Raw genomic sequence first — 17962 nt, 5'->3', positions numbered from 1 at the left:
TCGGCCCCCGGAGCCGATGGCGGTACGGCGGCAGATTCCCACCGAAGCAAGTCGAGGGAAGCGGTGGGCTATTCGTTCGTCTTCTTGCGCTTCAGGCCCTCGACGAACTCTGAGAAGGACGGCTCGTCCGGGTCTTCGGCCCTGCCCTCCGCCGGGATGTCGCCGGTCTCCTCCGGCTCTTCGTCCCCTGCGGCCGTCCCGGCTTCGTCCGAGTCGGTGACCGCTCCCCCGGCCTCGGGGGTGTCCGGAGCAGCGGTGCCGTCTTTTTCCGCCTTCGCCGACCGGTCGGCGTGCGTACTCGTTCCGGGCTCCGCCACCGCCCCTGACTGCGGCTCTTCGTCGAGGTCAGGCAGCGGCTCGGGGTCCGGGAGCTCGGCGCTCACGGCTCCGCTCTCTGCGCCGTCTTCGTGGGCGGCGCCGTCGGCCGGGGCCACGTCATGGGGGCGACCGGTGGTCGGCGCTTCGTCGTCGGCGACCTCCGCAGCCTCCGCAGCCTCGGTGGTCTCGGTGGTCTCCGCGCGTCCCGCCCCTTCGGCCACCGGCGGCTCCGCGCCGCTTGCCGCTGCCTCGGTGCTCTCGCCGTTGGGCTCGCCCGTGGCGGCGGTGGGCCGGGGCGTCTCATCCCGGTCAGCGGTCGGCTCGCTCGACGGGGCTTCGGCCTCCGTCTCGGGCGACTCCGGCGTCGCAGGCGACCCGGTATCGGATTCCGTGTCGGGGCCGGTTCGGGACTCGGGCCCGGCGGTGTGGGGATCGGTGTCGGGCTCGGCGGTGGCAGCGGACTCCGGGACTTCTCCCGGGGAGTGTGCGCCTTCCGCCTCCGCGGCACTCATGCGTTCAGCGGGCTCGGCAGCCCCAGCGGGCTCGGCGGACTCCGCAGGCCCCGTGGGCTCGGCATGCTCCGAACGCTCGGAGAGCCCGGAGCGCTCGGCCTTCTCGGACGGCCCTTCGGCCACGGGGGCGTCCACCGAGTCGGCTGCCGGGTCGGCCGACGTGTCCGCCGCCGGCTCCATCTCGGGCTCCGGTTCGGACACAGCGGAGGTCGTCGTCTCCGCGTCCGTGCCCGTGTCGTCGTCCGGTCCGGCCTCCGTGGCCGCGTCCTCGGGCGGGAGCGGGTGGGCGCCGGTCCGGGCGGGCTCCTCGGCGGACGGGGCATCGCCGTCGCCGCCGCCGGGAGAGGTCTCGGGGGGTCGGGGGGTGGTGGGTGAGGAAGGCTCAGAGGGCTCGGCCTGCGTCGACGGGCCGGGATCAGGGGCCTCGGTCGATCGGGGGCCGGGGACGGCCGGGCCTGTGCCCGGTCCGCCCGCCGCGCCCGCACCGGGCGCGGCCGTCCGCGCCTGCGGTGCGGACGGGGACGCTGCCCCGGCGAAACCCTCCTGCCGTACCCCTCCGACCGGTGCGCCGGGCCGGTCCGTACCGGCCTGCGGCGTTGCCGGGCCCTGACCGGCCGCCCCGGGGGGCGGGGCCGGGCCGGCGGCCCCTGAGGGCCGAACCCGGGCGACTGCGGCGGGGACGGACGCCTTCCCCAATCCGTCCGTCCGTGCGCCCGCCTGCTCGCGGGCACGTCGCACCGCCGTCGATATCCCCGTGCCCGCATCGCGGATTCCGAGCTGCTCGCGGCTCCGCACCGCCTCCGCGATGAGCAGTACCGCGCCGACGCCGCCGAGGGCGAGCGCGATGTACACCAGGCTCGCCTGGGCGAGCACCACGGCGATCGCGATGAGGAGCAGGGCCGCCGCCAGGACGACGAGGCTGCCGAGGATCAACACTGGTCGAGAGAGCCTTTACTGGTGGGTTCCTTCGAGGGTGGCGTGCCCTCCCGGGCGGTCAGCGGCGCTCGTGCGGCGCCTCGCCCGGGTGGAACCCGCCGTGCGGCGCGGGCTCGGGCTGCTGCTGGGCGAACGGGTTGCCGCCGGCCGGAGCCGCCGGGCCGCCGTGCTGCAGGGCCGGCCCCGCACCGGTGGGCGCCGACATGGTCTGGAAGCCGCCGGTGGTGTTGGGGTTGGCCGGTGCGCCGCTGGGCTCCTGGCCACCCTCGTTGAGCTCGCGCAGCTGGCGCTCGAAGTAGTCCTTCAGGCGGCTGCGGTACTCGCGCTCGAAGTCCTTCAGCTCGGCGACCTTGTGCTCCAGCTCCTCGCGCTGCTGCACCAGCGAGCCCATCACCTGGCGGTGCCGCTCCTGGGCGTCGCGGTCCAGGTTCTCGGAGCGGGCGCGGGCCTCGTTGACGATCTGCTCCGCCTGCCGGCGGGCCTTGCCGAGAATGTCGTCGGCCTCGTGCCGGGCGCGGCCCAGGGTCTCGTCGGCCTCGCGGCGGGCGTCGGAGATGGCCTGGTCGGCGGTCTGCTGGGCGAGGGCCAGGACACGCGCGGCGGTGTCCATGTTCTCCTCGGAGCCCGGCAGGCCCATCTGGGCGGCCATCGCGGGAAGCTGCTGCTCCACCGCCTGGGGCGCGGGTGCGGGCGCCGGGGCCGGCGCCGGCTCGGGCTGCTGCTGCGCCGGCTGCTGCTGCGGCTCCGGCTGCATCTGCTCCTGGGGCTGCTGCTGGAAGTCCTGCATGCCGGCGTTGGGCACCTTGCCCCGCAGGCACTCGGCCAGCTTGCCCCGAAGCTCCTCGTTCTCCTGGATCAGACGGTCGAGCTCGGACTCGACCTCATCGAGGAAGGCGTCGACCTCTTCTTCATCGTAGCCCGGCCGTAGCCGGGTCGTACTGAACTGCTTGTTCCGCACATCCGCGGGTGTCAGCGGCATGTTCGTCTCCTTGGCGCGCTTGGACTCCGTCCGTAGGGACGCTACCTGATCGTGACCTTACGGCAATCCGGATCATGACCAAGACCACATATCGGAACCGGAGCTTACCCGTCCGACATGTATGCCTTTCCGGAAGGCACCGCAGGGAAGCACCGGTTACACGGTCGCGGTCGTGAACATGGCGTACCGCACGATCTGGATGAGGATCACCACGAAGAGGAAGAGGACGGTGAAGCTCAGGTCCAGCGCCACACTCCCCAACCTGATGGGCTTGATGAACCGCCGGAGGAACTTCAGCGGCGGGTCGGTGATCGTGTAGACGCTCTCCGCGAGCACCAGCGAGAAGCCCGAGGGGCGCCACGACCGGGCGAACGACTGCACGAGTTCGAACACCAGCCGCCCTATCAGCACCAGCATGAAGAGGTTCAGCAGGATGAGGAGTACGTACAGGACGATGCTCACGGTCGTTCCTCGACCCAATCTGTGTACAGCCGTGGTGGTCTAGCTCTGGTTGAAGAAGCCTCGCTCGGCGATCCGTGCCTTGTCTTCAGCCGTCACCTCAACATTAGCCGGGGACAGGAGGAACACCTTGTTGGTCACGCGCTCGATGCTGCCGTGCAGCCCGAAGATGAGCCCCGCCGCGAAGTCGACCAGACGCTTGGCGTCGCTGTCGACCATCTCGGTGAGGTTCATGATCACCGGGGTGCCCTCCCGGAAATGCTCTCCGATAGTACGCGCTTCGTTGTAGGTGCGCGGATGGAGCGTGGTGATCCGGGCGAGGTCGGCCATCGCCGTCGCCGCGGAGACGCGGCGCTCGGACGCCCCGCCCGCCAGCGGGGTGCGGTCCTCTCCCTCACTCACGGCGTCGGAGCGCAGATCGCCGCCATGCGGGTCGGTCTCCCGCTCCCGCCTGTCCTCGACGGCCTCTTCGAAGTCGTCGAAGTCATCGTATTCGTCCGCATAGCGGTGATCGTAGCGGTCGTCCTCCACGAGGCCGAGGTAGACCGCCATCTTGCGCATCGCGCCGGCCATCTCATGTCCTCCGTCGTCCCTGTGGTGCGGCACCGCAGAAGACTTCTCTGAGTTCGCCCGTGCCCGCCGGTCCCCGCGCTGCGGGCGAACTCGACAGATGGGCGCCAAGGTCCATGTGGGGACATTACCCCACGTTCGGACCCCGATCACCGAGCAACGCCGTACCCACGCGCAGGTGTGTCGCGCCGTGCTCGATGGCGGCCTCCATGTCCCCGCTCATGCCCGCGGATATCACCTTGGCCTGAGGGTAGCGATCCCGGATCCCCGCCGCGACCGCGCGCAGACGGGCGAACGCGGCCCCCGGGTCGCCCTCCCGCGGGGCGACCGCCATCACGCCGCCGATCTCCAGCCCCTCCTCCGCGGCGATGAGGTCGGCGACCGCCGGGGCGTCGCGCGGGTCCGCCCCGCCGCGCGGGCCGATCACCCCGGCCTGGGAGTCGGGATCGAGGTTCACCTGGACCAGGCAGGTCAGCCGCCGCCCCTCCAGACGGGCGCGGCCGCCGAGCGCGCTCACCAGCCGCCCCCGGTCGACCGAGTGCACCACGTCGGCGTAGCGCGCCACCGACCGCGCCTTGTTGGTCTGCAGCTGCCCGACGAAATGCCAGGTGAGGGGCAGATCACCGAGTTCGGCCGCCTTGGCGGAGGCCTCCTGGTCGCGGTTCTCGCCCACGTCGCCCACCCCCAGGTCGGCAAGGATGCGCACGTCGGAGGCGGGATAGGTCTTGGTCACAGCGATGATGCTCACATCGGAGGCCGGACGCCCCGCCTTTTCGCAGGCCGTGGCGGCCCGCTCGCGCACCGCTTCCAGGTTGGCGGCGATGCGCCGCCGACGCAGGGCCGCCTCCCCGGTCTCCGCCCGCTCCGCATGTCCGCCGTGTTCCGCTGCCATCGCTCTTTCCGCTCGTTCGTCACTGCCGCGTCCCCGCCGCCCGCCGGGGGCGGCGCCGGGCGGCCGTCCTCTTCCTCCGACGCCGCCGCGGTCCGGAGCGCTCCGTACGGAGCCGCCCCGGGATCCCCGGTTCCGCCGGCTCATCCGGTGCCGCAGCCCGGACCGCCCCGCGTGCCCCGCCTAACGCGGGCTCCGCGCCTCGAAACGCCCCGCGCCGGCTCCGCCGCCCGGGCTCGGCCGCGCGTCCGTACCCTCCGGACCCTCTAGGGATCCGTCGTCCGGGACCCCGCCGCCCCGTCCTCCCGGGACGACCCCGGGTCCGACCCGGGGCGGCCTCTCAGGTCCGTCTCCTCGGCCCGTGTCCTAGGGGCGGTGTCCTAGGGGCCGTGCCCTAGGTCCCCTGCGCCGCCCCTCAGATCCGCCATACGTAGGAGGCCAGCCGCCCGGTCGGGGCCTGCCTCCGGTGGGAGAACAGGTCCGCGGTCTCATACGTGCACCGCCCGTCCGCACTGACGTGGCCGACTCCGGCCGCGCGCAGCTGCGCCTCGACCGCGGCGCGCATGTCCACGGCCGGCGTGCCCTCCCGGGTCTCCGACGCGCCCTCGGGGGTGTGCGCGGCCAGTTCGTCGCGCATGTGCGCGGGCACCTCGTAGCACCGCCCGCAGATGGAGGGTCCCAGCACCACCCTGATCCGCTCGAGGTCGGCCCCCTGGCGCACCATCTCCTCCACCAGCGCGGGGGCGACCCGCTTGATGGTGCCCACCCGCCCGGAGTGGGCCGCGCCGATCACCCCGGCCCCGGGGTCGGCCGCGACGATCGGCAGGCAGTCCGCGGACAGCGCCGCCAGCACCAGGTCGTCGCGGGCGGTGACGACCGCGTCCACCCGGCCGGCCCCGCCCGGTTCGGCGGCCACCGCCACGTCGGCGCTGTGCACCTGCTCCATCCACACCACCCGGGTGTGGTCGAAGCCGTAGAGGGCGGCGGCGGCGCGCCGGTTCTCCTCGACGGCCGCCGCCTCGTCCGGCACGCTCTTGCCGAGGTTGAAGGTGTCGAACGGCGGGGCGCTCACCCCTGCGTCGTAGCGGCCGGTGAACCCGGCGAGCACGCCCGGTGCCAACTCGAATGCGGCGCTCATGGCCCTCCCTGGGGACGGGTGCGGTCGGGACGCGAAAAAGCGTACCGGCGGCGGGGATCCCGCCGCCGGTACGCCTGCTCCGACGGGTGGCGCGGGCCTGCGGGCCGCGCGGCTCACGTGCGCCTCACTTCAGGAAGTCGGGCACGTCCAGGTCGTCGGGGTCGTCGAAGATGACCCGGCGACGCGGGGTGGGCACCTCGCCCGGACGGGAGAAGCCGTCGGCGCCGGTGCGCCGCGCCCCGTTCTCGCCGACCGCGTGGATCCCGCGGGGACGGGCCTCCTCCTCGGGCTCGGGCTCCGGCTCGGGCTCCTCCTGCGCGGGGGCCGGTTCCGGCCGCGCGGCGGGCTCGGCGCGCGGGGCCGGCTCGGGCTCGGGCTCGGCGGGCGCGGGCTCGGGCTCCGGCTCGGGGCGGACCTGCTCCGGAGCGGCCGGGCGGGCCGCCTGCTCGGGCTCGGGGCGCGGGGCCGGCTCCGGGCGCGGGGCGGGCTCGGCGGCGGCCGGTTCCGGCCGCGCGGCGGGCTCGGGCCGGGGNCTGGGCGGCGGCCGGTTCCGGCCGCGCGGCGGGCTCGGGCCGGGGCGCGGGCTCGGGGCGCGGCGCCGGCTCGGGGCGCCGCTCGACCTCGGGCGCAGGCGCCGCGGCCGTGGCGCGGGGCGGCGCCGGGGACTCCGAGCGGGGCTCGTCGAACCCGGCGGCGATGACGGTGACCCGCACCTCGTCGCCCAGGGCGTCGTCGATGACCGCGCCGAAGATGATGTTGGCCTCGGGGGCGGCGGAGTTGGCGACCAGCTGGGCCGCCTCGTTGATCTCGAACAGGCCGAGGTCCGAGCCGCCCTGGATGCTCAGCAGGACGCCGTGCGCCCCGTCGATGCTGGCCTCCAGCAGCGGCGAGGATATCGCCATCTCCGCGGCGGCCACCGCCCGGTCGTCCCCGCGTGCCGAGCCGATGCCCATCAGGGCCGACCCCGCCCCCTGCATGACGGACTTGACGTCGGCGAAGTCCAGGTTGATCAGGCCCGGGGTGGTGATCAGGTCGGTGATGCCCTGCACACCGGAGAGCAGCACCTGGTCGGCGGCCTTGAACGCGTCCAGCACGCTGACCTGGCGGTCGGAGATGGACAGCAGCCGGTCGTTGGGGATGACGATGAGGGTATCGACCTCGTCGCGGAGCATCGCTATGCCGGACTCGGCCTGGGTGGCGCGGCGCTTGCCCTCGAACCCGAAGGGGCGGGTGACCACGCCGATGGTGAGCGCCCCCAGCGACCGGGCGATGTTGGCGACCACGGGCGCACCGCCGGTGCCGGTGCCGCCGCCCTCTCCGGCGGTGACGAACACCATGTCGGCGCCCTTGAGGACCTCTTCGATCTCCTCTCGGTGGTCCTCGGCCGCCTTGCGGCCGACGTCCGGGTCGGCCCCGGCGCCCAGGCCCCGGGTCAGCTCGCGCCCGACGTCCAATTTGACGTCGGCATCGCTCATGAGCAGCGCCTGAGCGTCGGTGTTGATGGCGATGAACTCGACGCCCTTGAGTCCCTCTTCGATCATCCGGTTGACGGCGTTGACGCCGCCGCCGCCGATACCGACGACCTTGATGACCGCGAGGTAGTTCTGCGGTGCTGCCACGACGAGGGGCCTTTCCGCTCGCATCGGCCGGTCGCTACCGAGTGTCGTCGGCGACCGCGGCCTGGGCCGCGCTCCCCGACCGCGGGTCGGGCCGACCGGCTGTCCGGTTCTACAGTCTTACTTGCGGCGCCCCGGGCCGACCGCCGCCGGCCGGACCGCCCAGGGGCTGGGCCCCGGCCCCGGGTTCCCCGGGGCCCACGGGACTTTCGCCCCTATCGGTTCGAGTCCATACTTATGTCAACCATGGTCTGCCTCCCGACAGTAGGCCGCGGCCTGCCGACGGGCAACCAACCAGGTGTTCAGCCTAACGGCGTGTCGGCTCCGGAAGCGATGCGCCGTCCCGGCGCGTCGCGTCTGGAATGTCCCGGGCTCCGCGCCGCCCCTGGGCCGCCGCCTGCCGCTCCGCACCGCGCCCGGGGCCGCGCGGGCCCCGCACCGCCCGGACCTCAGCCCACGACGGCCATGTCGACGGAGCTGACGTCGTAGACGCGCTCGGAGTCGGGCGGGTGCTCGCCCGCCAGCACCTCCAGGATCCGCGCCTTGCGCCCGCCGTCCTCGGCGTCGCCCCACTCCACCGTCGCGCCGCCCTCCAGCTCCACGGTGATGGAGTCGGCGTCGCGCGCGTCGATGGCGGCGACCCGGGCCGTGGAGGCGGGCAGCGCCCCGTCCAGCGCGTCGGCGACCGAGGCCGCCGCCGCCACCGCGGGGTTGCCCTCGACCTCGCCCCGGACCCGCGCCAGCGGGTAGGCGTCGGGGCGGGAGTCGGCGTCGGCGATCCGGACCCCGTCGTGGTCGACGAGGCGGAACCCGTCCCCGGCCCGCACCGCCAGGCGCGGCTCGCGTTCGTGCACCCGCACGGTGAGCGCGGCCGGCCAGGACCGGTCCACCTCGANCCCCCCCCGCCCCGCCCGCCCAGCCGCAGCTTCGCGGCCCGGCTGGCCGCGGCCTCGGTGTCGACCCGGGCCAGCGGAGTGCCGGTGGGCACGTCCAGCGCCCCCACGACGGATTCGCGGTCGATCCGGTCCAGGCCTTCCACCCGCACCTCGCGCACCACCAGCAGCCGCGACCCCAGCAGCACCCAGGTCACCACCGCCAGCAGCGCGACGATGAGCAGGACGATGAAGGCGGCCTTCCACGGGTCGGAGCGGGGCGCACCGCCCGCGCGGCCCGCCTGAGCAGCGCCGCCTGCCACGGCAAGCACCTTCCCTCCCACGCGGGCCCCGCGCGGGCGCCGCCTCAGGCGCCGCGCTCCTCCAGGGCCGCGACGATCCGCGGGCCGAGCTCGGTGACATCCCCGGCGCCCATGGTCAGCACGATGTCCCCGGGGCGGGCCAGCGCGGCCGCCGCCGCCACCGCCTGGTCGCGGGTGGCGGGCCGGTGCACCCGCCCGTGGCCGACCCGGTCGGTGATCAGGGCCGAGGTGACGCCGGGCTCGGGGTCCTCCCGGGCCCCGTAGACCTCCATCACCACGGCCTCGTCGGCCAGGGCCAGCGCCTCGCCGAACTCCGCCGCGAAGATCCGGGTGCGACTGTACAGATGGGGCTGGAAGACCGCCACGACGCGCGCCGAGGCGCCCTCCCCCGCGGGGCGGGAGTCCAGGGCGGCGCGGGCGGCGCGCAGGTCCGCCGCGATCTCGGTGGGGTGGTGGGCGTAGCTGTCGTAGACCGCGGTGCCGGCCGCCTCGCCCTTGGGCTCGAAGCGGCGGGCGGCGCCGGTGAAGTGCGCCAGTTGCTCCACCGCGACCTCGGGGTCGTGGCCCAGCTCGTCGGCGACGGCGATCGCCGCGGCGGCGTTGAGCACGTTGTGCAGCCCGGGCACGGCCAGCACGCACTCCAGGGGCTCGCCCTCGGGCGGGGTGAGGGTGAAGCGGGTGGAGAAGCCCTCGGCGCCGATCCCGCCGACCCGGAAGTCGGACTCGGGGGCCTGGCCGTAGGTGACCACGCGCAGGCCGCGGGCGCGGGCGCTCTCGGCGACCTTGCGGGCGCCGGGGTCGTCCACCCCGACGACCAGGGTCCGCCCGACCCGGTCGGCGAACGCGGCGAACTCGGCGTGGATCTCGTCCAGTCCGCCGTAGTTGTCCAGGTGGTCGGCCTCGACGTTGGTGACCACGGCGATCTCGGGCGAGAGCATCAGGAAGGAGCCGTCGCTCTCGTCGGCCTCGGCGACGACGACGTCCCCGGCCCCGGCGTCGGCGCCCAGGCCGGTGGTGACCAGGCGGCCGCCGATGATGTAGCCGGGCTCGACCCCCAGCTCCTGCAGCACCACGGTGAGCATGGAGGTGGTGGTGGTCTTGCCGTGGGTGCCGGCCACGGCCACGCCCGTGCGCCCCAGCAGCAGGCCGCCCAGGGCGGCGGCGCGCGGCAGGATGCGCAGGCCGCGGCGGCGCGCCTCGGCGACCTCGGGGTTGTCCTCGCGCACGGCCGAGGAGACGACCAGGGTCTGGGCGTCGCCGACGTTGGCGGCGTCGTGCCCCACGTGCACGCGGGCGCCCAGCTCCTCCAGCTCGCGCAGCAGGGCGCCGTCCTTGGCGTCGCTGCCGGAGACCTCGGCGCCGCGCTGCAGGAGCACCCGGGCGATGCCGGACATGCCGACCCCGCCCATGCCGACGAAGTGGACCCGGCCCATCTCCTCGACGGGGAGCGGCTCGGTGGGCCGCACCAGGCTCATCGGGCGTCCTTCCCGTCGTCGACGAAGGTGTCGTCCTCGTCATCGTCGTCCTCGGGCACCGGCACCTCGTCGCCCGGGTTGTCCCCGCGGGCGACGGCCAGGACCTCGCGGGCCAGCTCGGCGTCGGCGTCGCGGCGGCCCATGGCCGAGGCGGCCTCGGACATGGCCACGACCCGGTCGGTGTCGGTGAGCACCGGGATGAGCTCCTCGGTGATCCAGCGGGCGGTCAGGTCGGCGTTGTTGATGAGCAGGCCGCCGCCGGCCTCGACGATGGGCTCGGCGTTCAGGCGCTGCTCGCCGTTGCCGATGGGCAGCGGGACGAAGCAGCCGGGCAGGCCGACGGCGGTCAGCTCGGCGCAGGTCATGGCGCCCGAGCGGCACATGGCCATGTCGGCGGCGGCGTAGGCGATGTCCATCCGGTCCACGTAGGGGACCACGACGTAGGGGACGCCGTCCCGGGTGCGGTCCTGGGGCTCCTCGGCGTTCTTGGGGCCGACCACGTGCAGGACCTGCACCCCGGCGGCGGTGAGCGCGGGCTGGGCCTGGAAGGCGGCCTCGTTGACGGCCTGGGCGCCCTGGGAGCCGCCGAAGATCAGCAGGGTAGGCAGGTCGGAGCGCAGGCCGAAGTGGGCGCGCGCCTTGTCGCCCATGGCCAGGCGGTCCAGGGTGGAGATCTGTTCGCGCAGCGGGATGCCGATGAAGCGGCCGTTGCGGATCTCGGTGTGCGGGTGGCCGGTGTACACGTGCGGGGTGAGCCGCGCCCCCAACCGGTTGGCCAGCCCGGGGAGCGGGTTGGCCTCGTGGACGACGATGGGGATCCGGCGGCGCCGGGCCGCCAGGTAGCCGGGGGTGGCCACGTAGCCGCCGAAGCCGACGAGGACGTCGGCCTGCAGCTCGTCGAGGCGGTCGCCCGCGGCGCTGATGGCGCCGGCGAGCTTGCCGGGCACCTGGAGCAGCTTGGGGGTGAGCCGGCGGGGCAGGGGGACGGCGGGGATCAGCCCCAGTTCGTACCCGCGCATGGGCACCAGCCGGGTCTCCAGCCCCCGCTCGGTGCCCAGGCACATCACCCGGGTGTCGGGGTCGATCCGCCGCAGCGCGTCTGCCAGGGAGAGCGCGGGCTCGATATGCCCGGCCGTGCCGCCTCCGGCGAGGGCTACCCTCATCGTCGCCGATTCCTCCTCGCTTGAACCTGCCCGTGGTCGCCGTCGCGCCGCTCGATCGCGGTGCCCAGGCCCAGCCAGCTTAGAGCCCTTTCCACCCGGCCGGGACCGCGCGCGGCCAGCGCCCTGCGGGCGTCCGGCTCGGTCTTGGCCATGGCCAGGAGCGCCCCCAGGCCGAGCATGGTCGGGATCAGCGCGGACCCCCCGGCCGAGACCAGCGGCAGGGGGATGCCGGTCACCGGCAGCACGCCGATGACGGTGCCGATGTTGACCATGGCCTGCAGCACGATCCAGGCGGTGACCGAGGTCGCGGCCAGGCGCACGAAGGGGTCGTCGACCCGCGACGCGACGCGGAGCCCAGCGTAGCCCAGGACGCCGAAGAGTCCGACGACGACCAGGGTGCCGACCAGGCCGAGCTCCTCGCCGATGATCGCGAAGATGAAGTCGCTCTCGGGGTGGGGCAGGAAGCCCCACTTCTCCCGGCTCCCGCCGATGCCCACCCCGAACAGGCCGCCGGTGCCCAGCGCGTACAGGCCGTGGATGAGCTGGAAACCGGACCCGGTGGGGTCGGCCTCGGGGTTGAGGAAGGAGGTCACGCGGGCCATGCGGAACGGCTCGACGGCCACCATGATCGCCACCAGGGTCCCGACCAGGCCCAGCATGCCCACGAACAGCTTGCCCGGGGCGCCCACCACCCACAGCAGCGCCAGGAAGATCGTGAGCAGGACCATGGTGGTGCCCAGGTCGGTGCCGAGCAGCACCAGCAGCACGAGCACGGCGCACCCGGGCATCAGCGGGAAGAGGAGCTGGCGCCACTCCTTGAGCTCCTTGAGCTCCTCCTTGCGGGCGAGCACGTTGGCGCCCCACAGGGCGAAGGCGAGCTTGGCCGGCTCGGAGGCCTGGATGGTCACGCCGCCGATCTCCACCCACCGCATCGCGCCGGAGTTGTACTCCTCGCCCTTGAAGACGGTGAGCACCAGCAGCGCGACCGAGACCAGCATGGCGGGGTAGCCCAGGGCGCGGAACACGTGCATGGGCATGTGCGAGGCGAGCACCATCAGCGGCAGGCCCACGGCGGCGGCGAGGACCTGCTTCTGGAACAGGCTGTAGGGCGAGCCGGTCTCGGTGTAGGAGTCGACCATCGAGGACGACAGCACCATGGTCAGGCCCAGGGCGATGAGCATGGCGCTGGTACCGAAGATGAGGTAGTAGGAGGTGAGCGGGCGCCGGCCGAGCTCGCGCAGCCAGTTGCCGCCCGCGCCCGCGCCGCCCCCGGACGAGGCGCGCGGAGCGCTCCCGGGGCGACCGCCGGGCGGACGCGTCCGGGCCGCCTTCTTCTTCCCGGGCGCTCCCCCACGGGGCACCACCGCCATACGCCACCTCCGCCGCGACACACTTTCCCAGCGTCGAACAAGTGTGGTGGCTACGGTGGCGCAAGCGTCGGACATAACGCGCGTGTTGGGGTTCTTTTCTCCCACACAGGCGCGCAGGACGGGCGAACGGGGCACTCGGCGACCGAACGGACGGTCCGGGACGGACCGGATCGTCCGCCGGGACCGCACCGGAACCCCGCGGGAAGGCGCCTGAGGGACGGTCGCGGGGCACCGGAGGGGGCACGTGCCCGCCGGGACCGTGGCCGCGCGACCGGCGGCCGCGCCCCTGAGGTCGCTCCCGGTATCGATGGCGTCCATTGGAGCGGTGTCGTTTCCGTCCGGCCACTTCAGCGCCGTCGTCACGGCTCCGGGCCGAACCCGGGCCGCCTTCGCAGCCCCGACCGGCGCCCCGCCCGTCGGCGGACGGCCGAAGGCCGCCCGCCGACGGCGGCCACGGCCGCCGAAGGCTCCGCCGCCCCGGCGGGCGCCCTACCGGTATCTCCGGAGCGCACCGCGGATCGGGCGTGGCGGAGCCGCCCCGGTCGTTCGCCGACCCGGTGGACGACCGGGGCAGGAGGAGCACCGGGAAGGACCCGCGCAGGGCCCCGTACACGACGCGTGCCCGGAGCCCCTGGGGCTCCGGGCACGCATGGGGCCGATCAGGCCTGGAGTCTGCGGACCGCCTCGGCGAAGCGGTCGCCGCGGGCGTTGTAGTCGGTGAACATGTCCATCGACGCCGCGGCGGGGGCCAGGAGCACGGTGTCGCCCTCCCGGGCCAGGGCGCGGGCCTCGGCCACCACCCGGTCCATCGCGTCGTCGCCGGTCTCGGCGACCTCCACCACGTCCGCCTCCGGGGCGTGCTCGTCCAGCGCGCGGCGCAGTTCGGCGCGGTCGCGGCCGAGCAGCACCGCCGCCCGCAGGCGCGGCGCGGCCGAGCGCACCAGCTCGTCCACCTCGGCGCCCTTGAGCAGTCCCCCGGCGATCCACACCACCGGCTCGTAGGCCGCCAGGGAGGCGCCGGCCGCGTGGGCGTTGGTCGCCTTGGAGTCGTCGATGTAGAGCACCCCGTCCACGGTGGCCACCGGGGCGATGCGGTGCGGCTCGGGGCCGAACGCCGCCAGCCCCTCCCGGACCGCCTTGGGGGCGGTGCCCGCCGCCCGCGCCAGCGCCGCCGCCGCGAGGGCGTTGGCCACCTGGTGCGGCGCCGCCGGGCGCACGTCCTGCAGAGCGGCCAGCTCCTCGGCGGTGTGCACCGGGTCGTCCACGAACGCGCGGTCCACGAGCAGGTCCTCCACCACGCCCAGCTCACCGGGGCGCGGGGTGCCCGGCCCGAAGCCGACCAGCGGGGTGTGCGGGTCGCCCTCGGAGGCCAGGCGCACCGAGTGCTCGTCGGCGGTGTTGGCCACCCGCACCGTGCCGCGGGCGTAGATCCGGCCCTTGGCCTCGGCGTAGGCGTCGAACCCGCCGTGCCAGTCCAGGTGGTCGGGGGCCAGGTTGAGGACGGCGGCCGCCTGCGGGCGCACCGAGCTCGACCAGTGCAGCTGGAAGCTGGACAGCTCCACCGCCAGCACCTGCGGGCACGTCCCGTCGGGGCCGGGGCGGACCGCCTCGATGATGGGGGTGCCCACGTTGCCCACGGCCAGGGCGTCGCGGCCGTCGGCGCGCAGCATCGCCTCCAGCATCCGCACCGTGGTGGTCTTGCCGTTGGTGCCGGTGACCGCCAGCCAGACCTGGTCGGCGGGCTTGAGCCGCCAGGCCAGCTCGACGTCGCCGATGACCTCGATCCCGGCGCCGGCCGCCGCGGTCAGCAGCGGTGCGTCCGGCCGCCACCCCGGGGAGGTGACCACGAGCGAGGCGTCCTCGGGCAGGGCGTCCGAGCCCAGCACCACGCGGGCGCCCTCGGCGCGCAGCTCCTCGGCCGCCCGGCGGGAGGCCGCGTCGTCCCGGCCGTCCACGACCGTCACCCGGGCGCCGCACGCCAGCAGCGCGCGGGCGACCGGCGGGCCGGACACACCGAGCCCGGCCACGCACACCGGCCTGCCGCGCAGGCCCTCTTCGAATCCGTCCGCCATCGGCTACCTCGGCATCCATTCCAGGTAGAACAGGCCGATGCCGGTGCCCACCAGCAGGCCCTGGATGATCCAGAAGCGGATGACGATGGTCGTCTCCGCCCAGCCCTTCAGTTCGAAGTGGTGCTGGAGGGGCGCCATCCGGAATATCCGTTTGCCGGTCAGGCGGAACGAGCTGACCTGCAGCATCACCGAGGCGGTGATGAGCACGAACAGGCCGCCGATGACGAGCAGCAGCAGCTGGGTGCGGGTGGTGATGGCCAGGCCGACCACCAGGCCGCCCAGGGCCAGCGAGCCGGTATCGCCCATGAAGATCTTGGCGGGCGGGGCGTTGTACCAGAGGAAGCCGATACAGCCGCCCAGTCCGGCGGCGGCGACCACCGCCAGGTCGAGGGGGTCGCGCACCGGGTAGCAGTTGGGCGAGAGCAGCGCCTCGCTGCAGCTCTGGCGCAGCTGCCAGTTGCCGATGATCACGTAGGAGACCAGCGTCAGGATGGTGGCGCCGGTCGCCAGCCCGTCCAGGCCGTCGGTGAGGTTGACGGCGTTGGAGAAGCCCACGATGAGGAAGAGCGCCCAGATCACGAAGATGCCGATCCACAGCGGCGGCCCGAAGTCGCGCAGGAACGACAGCTGGGGCGAGGCGGGGGTGTAGCCGTAGCCGTTGGGGAACTTCGTCACCCCGTAGGCGAAGCCGACGCCGATCACGGTCTGGCCGAGCATCTTGGCGCCGCTGCGCAGGCCCAGGCTGCGGCGCTTGTAGATCTTGATGAAGTCGTCGAGGAAGCCGACCGCGCCCATCCCGACGAACAGGAACATCACCAGCAGGCCGGAGACCGTGGGGCGGGTCATCAGCGCCAGGTGCGAGCCGAAGTAGCCCAGCACCGCGCCCAGGATGATGACGATGCCGCCCATGGTGGGCGTGCCCTGCTTGGTCTTGTGGCCCTCGGGGCCGTCGTCGCGGACCTCCTGCCCGAACTTGAACCGGAACAGGATGCGGATCAGCGGCGGCATCACCAGCATGGAGATGACCAGGGAGATCGCCGCTGCGATGAGGATATTGCTCACTGGGCGTCCTTCCCCGACGCGGTAAGCCCCTCGGCCACCTTCTCGGCGACCTTCTCCAGCCCGGCCACGCGCGATCCCTTCACCAAGACGACGTCCTTGGGCCGCAGGCGCGTGCGCAGCGCCTCGGCCGCGCCGGCGGCGTCGGGGACGGCGACGGCCTCCCCCTGCCAGCCGGCGACCCGCGCCGCCCCGTCGGCGATGGGGGCGGCCTCCTCACCGACCACGATCAGCCCGTCCACGCCCAGGGAGGCGGCCAGGCGCCCGGTCTCCTCGTGCGCCTCGCGCGCCTTGCCGCCCAGCTCGGCCATGGCCCCCAGCACCGCGAAGGAGCGGCGCCGGTCCCCGGCGATGGCGCCCAGCGTGCGCAGCGCCGCCGCCATGGACTCGGGGTTGGCGTTGTAGGCGTCGTTGACGACGGTGGTGCCGTCGGCCAGCTCGCCGACCTCCATCCGCCAGCGGCTCACCGGGCCGGCCTGGGCCAGCGCGGCGGCGGCCGCCGCGGCGTCCATGCCGAACTCGGCGGCCACCGCGGCCACCGCCAGCGCGTTGTGCACCTGGTGCTCGCCGACCACCGCCAGCCGGACCGGGGCGCTGCCGCCGTTCATCTCCAGGGTGAAGGCGGCCCGCCCGGCACCGTCCATCCGGACGTCGCGGGCGCGCACGTCGGCGTCCTCGCCGCGGCCGTAGGTCACCACCCGGGCCGAGGTGCGTGCGGCCATGGCGCGCACGGCGTCGTCGTCGGCGTTGAGCACCGCGACCCCGCCGTCGGCGGCCGAGGGCAGCGCCTCGACGAGCTCCCCCTTGGCCTGGGCGATGGCCTCGCGCCCGCCGAACTCGCCCATGTGGGCGCTGCCGACGTTGAGCACGACGCCGATGCGCGGCGGGGCGATGGTGCACAGGTGCGCGATGTGCCCGATACCGCGCGCGGCCTTCTCCATGACCACGAAGCGGGTGTCGGCGTCGGCGCGCAGCACGGTCAGCGGGTGGCCGATCTCGTTGTTGAACGAGCCGGCCGGCGCGACCACGGGGCCGAGTCCCCCGAGCACCTGGGCGAGCAGGTCCTTGGTGGTGGTCTTGCCGGACGAGCCGGTGACCCCCACGATGTCGGCCCCGGCCGCGGTGACGCGGTCGGCCACCTCGCGGGCGAGCCTGCCGAGCGCGGCCACGACCTCGTCGTCGCCGCCGTCGGCCAGCAGCTGCGGCGCCTCGACCGGCCGGGACCCGAGGACGGCCGCGGCGCCGGCGGCGAGGGCGGCGCCGGCGAAGTCGTGCCCGTCGGTGCGCTCCCCGCCGAGCGCCACGAACAGCGAGCCTGGACCGGCCTGCCGAGAGTCCACGACGACCGGGCCGGTCACGGCGGTGTCCGGGCGCGCGGATCCGCGTATCCGGGTTCGGGTGATCTCAGCGATCCGATCGAGCGTCAGCGCGATCAAATCCACTCCTCATGTCGGGCCCGGTCCTCCGCGCCTGCGGCGCCTCGATCGGGGTGGCGGACACAGCCCATGCACGGCGCCGGTCCGGGGATCGCGCTGGGGCTGGTCGACCGCGAGGCGGCAGCGGCACGCCGCGGGGCCGGGCAGCGATTGCCGGACCCACCTTAGAGCATCCGGGATATCGGGGGTTGCGTCACGGCCGCATTGCGGGACCGGATCGGCGTTCGAATCGCCCGCCCCACGGGCGCACTCCGCAACCGCGCCCGCCGACGTTCGGCCGGAACGCGCGCACGACCCCGGGGCCACAGCCCCCACCTGCGGGGATCGGGTGCCGCGTGCGCAGGGTCACCGCACGCGCGGAGCCGATCGGAGGCACCCCGCCGACCGCTCACGGCGGGAGGCGCCCCCGCCTCGCGTTCCCGGCATCGGCCGTCGGTAACGATCCCGAAGCAGATTCCCGTGCATCGTCACCACGACACGCTTTCATCCCATTTGTCCGCTTTCGTGGCGCCACCATGCCGAGGAGAGCCGAAGAGTCGGTGAAGGGAGAACAGGAGAATTCGCATGGAGTTCCACGCGGATGCGCCCTCACCCCCGCACACCCGGCCGACTGTCCGGCGAACGCCGCCGCACGGCCCTCTCCCCCTGCCCTGTTCCCCCGGCTCAAGACAGCGGCAGCGACGACCGGAACACCAACGGGGCCTGATCCGACCACCGGCCCACCGGAACTCCGGGTGACGAGCAGCAACGACGAGCACCATTCCCCGCCCCGCGA

The 17962-nt window shown here is 74.2% G+C and carries 14 protein-coding genes and 1 pseudogene; 1 reads left to right on the top strand and 14 read right to left on the bottom strand.

What is annotated here, in order from left to right; translation table 11 throughout:
- Positions 1–68: 68 nt before the first annotated feature.
- The 8 genes and pseudogenes from D450_RS0120065 to D450_RS30690 all read right to left on the bottom strand — a co-directional run bounded on the left by D450_RS0120065 (position 69) and on the right by D450_RS30690 (position 8307).
- A complete protein-coding gene (locus tag D450_RS0120065; protein WP_026128660.1) occupies positions 69–1766 on the bottom strand; it encodes a hypothetical protein in 1698 nt (565 codons plus the stop codon).
- 58 nt (positions 1767–1824) lie between these two features.
- Positions 1825–2745 carry a DivIVA domain-containing protein gene (locus D450_RS0120060; protein ID WP_017540447.1) on the bottom strand — a complete coding sequence of 307 codons (921 nt, stop codon included), beginning with the start codon at positions 2743–2745 and terminating at the stop codon, positions 1825–1827.
- Between the two features lie 156 nt (positions 2746–2901).
- Positions 2902–3207 (bottom strand): YggT family protein, encoded by a 306-nt coding sequence (locus D450_RS0120055; RefSeq protein WP_017540446.1) that lies wholly within the window; start codon positions 3205–3207, stop codon positions 2902–2904.
- Between the two features lie 39 nt (positions 3208–3246).
- Positions 3247–3777 (bottom strand): cell division protein SepF, encoded by a 531-nt coding sequence (locus D450_RS0120050; protein ID WP_017540445.1) that lies wholly within the window; start codon positions 3775–3777, stop codon positions 3247–3249.
- Between the two features lie 124 nt (positions 3778–3901).
- On the bottom strand, positions 3902–4666 hold the full coding sequence (locus D450_RS0120045; protein ID WP_017540444.1) for a YggS family pyridoxal phosphate-dependent enzyme: 765 nt from the start codon (positions 4664–4666) through the stop codon (positions 3902–3904).
- A 412-nt stretch (positions 4667–5078) separates the two neighbouring features.
- Positions 5079–5801 (bottom strand): peptidoglycan editing factor PgeF, encoded by a 723-nt coding sequence (gene pgeF / locus D450_RS0120040; protein WP_017540443.1) that lies wholly within the window; start codon positions 5799–5801, stop codon positions 5079–5081.
- A gap of 124 nt (positions 5802–5925) precedes the next feature.
- A pseudogene (ftsZ, locus tag D450_RS30695) lies at positions 5926–7420 on the bottom strand (cell division protein FtsZ).
- 446 nt (positions 7421–7866) lie between these two features.
- Positions 7867–8307 (bottom strand): cell division protein FtsQ/DivIB, encoded by a 441-nt coding sequence (locus D450_RS30690; RefSeq protein ID WP_017540442.1) that lies wholly within the window; start codon positions 8305–8307, stop codon positions 7867–7869.
- A 90-nt stretch (positions 8308–8397) separates the two neighbouring features.
- Between D450_RS30690 and D450_RS34815 the strand changes: the two genes are divergently transcribed.
- The gene (locus D450_RS34815; RefSeq protein WP_017540441.1) at positions 8398–8595 is read left to right on the top strand and encodes a hypothetical protein; all 198 of its coding nucleotides are present in this window, start codon (positions 8398–8400) and stop codon (positions 8593–8595) included.
- A gap of 61 nt (positions 8596–8656) precedes the next feature.
- Here the strand turns inward: D450_RS34815 and murC are convergent, their stop codons facing one another.
- The 6 genes from murC to D450_RS0120000 form a co-directional block, all read right to left on the bottom strand.
- Positions 8657–10087, bottom strand: a complete 1431-nt coding sequence (murC, locus tag D450_RS0120025; RefSeq protein ID WP_017540440.1) for a UDP-N-acetylmuramate--L-alanine ligase — start codon at positions 10085–10087, stop codon at positions 8657–8659.
- Positions 10084–11250: an undecaprenyldiphospho-muramoylpentapeptide beta-N-acetylglucosaminyltransferase gene (gene murG, locus D450_RS0120020; RefSeq protein WP_017540439.1), complete on the bottom strand. Its 1167-nt coding sequence runs from the start codon at positions 11248–11250 to the stop codon at positions 10084–10086. Before murG ends, murC begins: the two co-directional genes overlap by 4 nt.
- Positions 11247–12620 carry a putative lipid II flippase FtsW gene (gene ftsW, locus D450_RS0120015; RefSeq protein ID WP_017540438.1) on the bottom strand — a complete coding sequence of 458 codons (1374 nt, stop codon included), beginning with the start codon at positions 12618–12620 and terminating at the stop codon, positions 11247–11249. The genes murG and ftsW overlap by 4 nt, the downstream gene beginning before the upstream one ends.
- 659 nt (positions 12621–13279) lie before the next feature.
- Positions 13280–14692, bottom strand: a complete 1413-nt coding sequence (murD, locus tag D450_RS0120010) for a UDP-N-acetylmuramoyl-L-alanine--D-glutamate ligase (RefSeq protein ID WP_017540437.1) — start codon at positions 14690–14692, stop codon at positions 13280–13282.
- A 3-nt stretch (positions 14693–14695) separates the two neighbouring features.
- On the bottom strand, positions 14696–15709 hold the full coding sequence (mraY, locus tag D450_RS0120005) for a phospho-N-acetylmuramoyl-pentapeptide-transferase (protein WP_051060546.1): 1014 nt from the start codon (positions 15707–15709) through the stop codon (positions 14696–14698).
- 41 nt (positions 15710–15750) lie between these two features.
- Positions 15751–17187, bottom strand: a complete 1437-nt coding sequence (locus tag D450_RS0120000) for a UDP-N-acetylmuramoyl-tripeptide--D-alanyl-D-alanine ligase (RefSeq protein WP_017540435.1) — start codon at positions 17185–17187, stop codon at positions 15751–15753.
- Positions 17188–17962 lie beyond the last annotated feature (775 nt).

Source organism: Nocardiopsis halophila DSM 44494 (assembly GCF_000341245.1).
Classification (GTDB): Bacteria; Actinomycetota; Actinomycetes; order Streptosporangiales; family Streptosporangiaceae; genus Nocardiopsis_A; species Nocardiopsis_A halophila.
Note: the sequence above shows the minus strand (reverse complement) of the source record. Positions and strands in the feature narration are given on the sequence as shown.